This window comes from Micromonospora sp. NPDC002411, assembly GCF_053592955.1.
Genome location: NZ_JBSFBM010000568.1, coordinates 1 through 2,456 on the forward strand (window position 1 = coordinate 1; position 2,456 = coordinate 2,456).

The following is a 2,456-nucleotide window of genomic DNA, read 5'->3' on the forward strand; positions in this document are numbered from 1 at the left end:
TCCCCAGACCCAACTGTTGAGCAGGACTATGTGCGCGGAGCCCACCAGCCAGCAGAGAAAGATCACGCCGAGCCCGGAGAACACCTCCGCCGGCGAGTCCTCCGTCTCCAGGTCATCGGTGGCGATCATGACGACCAGCAGCGTCGCGGTGAGAAAGTAGCCGAGGGCCGCGAGGCCGAGCCGTCGACTGCGCCGTCGCACCGCGTACGCCAGCACCACCAGCCAGGTCCCGGTGCCGAACGACACGAGTGCCAGGAGGGTCCCGAGGACTGTGGTGGTGGTGCTCACCCACGTTGGTAGCGGGTGCCGCTCCCGGCGTGGCTGTTCGACAGCGAACGGCGAAGGCGAGCCGGCGGGCAGACCGTCACGTGCGAGGTGGAGCGGCGAGGGCAGATCCGCGTAGTGAGGAACGGGCGCCGGGGCCGGCGGGACGGGCGCCTGGACCGGGACGGTCGCCTGGACCGGGACTGCCGGAGCGGGTCGCCCTGCGTTCGGGACACCGGCGGTGAGGGTCGGGTCGGCCCGCAGGATCCGCGCGTGCAGCTCCCGGAGCGCCTCGCCGGGCCCGATGCCGTGCTCCTCGCGGAGCAGGCTGTCGATGTCCCGGTACGCCGCGAGTGCCTCGGCCTGCCGACCGCTTCGGTACAGCGCGAGCATGTACTGGTGGCGCAGCCGCTCCCGGACCGGGAACTCGGCCACCAACTCGACCAGCTCACCGACCGTCTCGCGGTGCCGCCCGCTGTCCAGTTCCAGCTCCGCGCGGGTCTCCAGGGCGACGGCCCGTAGCTCCACCAGGCGGTGCCTGGCGGCCTCGAACACACCACCGGAGAAGCCGGTGAACGGCTCCCCGTGCCACCGGGCCAGAGCATCCGTCAGCTCGGCCAGCGCCTCCTCCGGGCTTTCCGACGCGTGCCGCCGGGCGGCCTGGACGCCCCGCTCGAAGCGGATCGCGTCCACCGCCTCCGGGTCGACCCGGAGCAGATAGCCGGCATCGGTCAGGCTCAACACCTGCCCGGGCGTACGCGGCGAACGGTCCGGCTCCAGCACCCGGCGCAGCCCGGCGACGTACTTCTGCACGACGTTGGGGCCGTTCGCGGGCGGATCCTCCGGCCAGACCGCCTCGATGATCTGCCCGGTGGACACCGGACGGCCCGGGGCGAGCAGCAGCACGGCGAGTACCGCGCGCTGTTTGCCCGGACCGAGGTCGATCTCCCGGTCGGCGTACCAGGCCCGCTGAGGCCCGAGGATCTCGAAACGCAGCTGTCCTGACATGCGAGTTTCCGCTCCTGACACCCCCGTGAGCACCGGACGGCAGTGCCCGGCAGCCGGACGGCAGCATATCGGCAGCCGGACCGCCGTGATGGTCCGCAACATCGTCGTCGGCAGAAGCCACGCAGCGAGAAAGAGACATGCGATGACACAGGCAACGGGCACCGCCGGCACCTTCGGGCGGACGGTCGGCACGATCGCCGCCGCACTGGCAGCGACCACCTTCCTCGGGGGTTGCGGGACGAAGGACGAGCCCGCCGCGGCACCGCAGAACAGCCCGGCCGCCAGCCCCAGCGTCAACCCGAAGGACGCGCTCCTGGACGCCGTACCGGACGGCTCCGAGGGGGCGTTCCGGTTCAGCGGCAAGGATTCGACGAGCACCATTAACGGCCGGATCGATCCGACGGCCAAGGCGTTCGAGCTCAACATGAACATGCCGCCCGACTCGGACGGCATCGTGGTGAAGATGTCGTTCCTGGTGATCGAGGACCAGAACTGGGTGAAGGCGAAGTTCAGCGGCCGCTCCGGCCTGCCGAAGTTCCCCGACAAGTGGATGAAGCTGGACCGGGCGAAGTTGACCGACGCCGCGAGCATCCCGACCTACGACGGCGTGGACCAGGGCAACGCCGGCCCGCTCATCCAGGCGGCGACGTCAGTTGAGGAGAAGAGCCCCGGGCAGTACGTCGGGTTCATCGACGTGAGCGAGGCGGAGGCGGCGAAGGCGCTGGACGACGGCGAGGCGGCGGCGCTCGGCGAGGCGGCGAAGAAGGTGCCGTTCACGGCGGTGGTCGGTGCGGACAAGCACCTGGCGTCGCTGACGCTGAAGATTCCGGCCGCCGGCAAGGCGAAGGCGTACGACTACGTCATCAACTACGCCGACTACGGCAACGCCCCGAAGATCACCGTCCCCACCGGCAACGCCGCCACCAAGGCCCCGACGATGGCGTACGACATGCTCAACGGCTGACCCACACCACCGGAGGGCGGCGGCCACACGGGGGGCCGCCGCCCAATCCCTGTTGATCAAGAGGTTTGCGTCATCGTTCGGCCGAATCCTGACGCAAACCTCTTGATCAACACGGTCGGGGTCAGCGGGGCACCGTGAGCAGGTGTCACGTTCGTGACAAGTTCCGTTGGATCATTCTTGCCGCCGGGCACCCGGGCGTAGGCTGCGCAGCGTGACGCAC

2 protein-coding genes are annotated in these 2,456 nt (G+C 70.0%); one reads left to right on the plus strand and one right to left on the minus strand.

Going from position 1 to position 2,456, the window contains the following annotated elements:
• Positions 1-1,272 (minus strand): AfsR/SARP family transcriptional regulator (locus ACWCO3_RS33960; protein WP_450014052.1); only part of this gene is annotated, 1,272 nt, incomplete at its 3' end.
• A gap of 142 nt (positions 1,273-1,414) precedes the next feature.
• Between ACWCO3_RS33960 and ACWCO3_RS33965 the strand changes: the two genes are divergently transcribed.
• Entirely contained in the window at positions 1,415-2,236 is an 822-nt protein-coding gene (locus ACWCO3_RS33965; protein ID WP_357929561.1) for a hypothetical protein, read from the plus strand.
• Positions 2,237-2,456 lie beyond the last annotated feature (220 nt).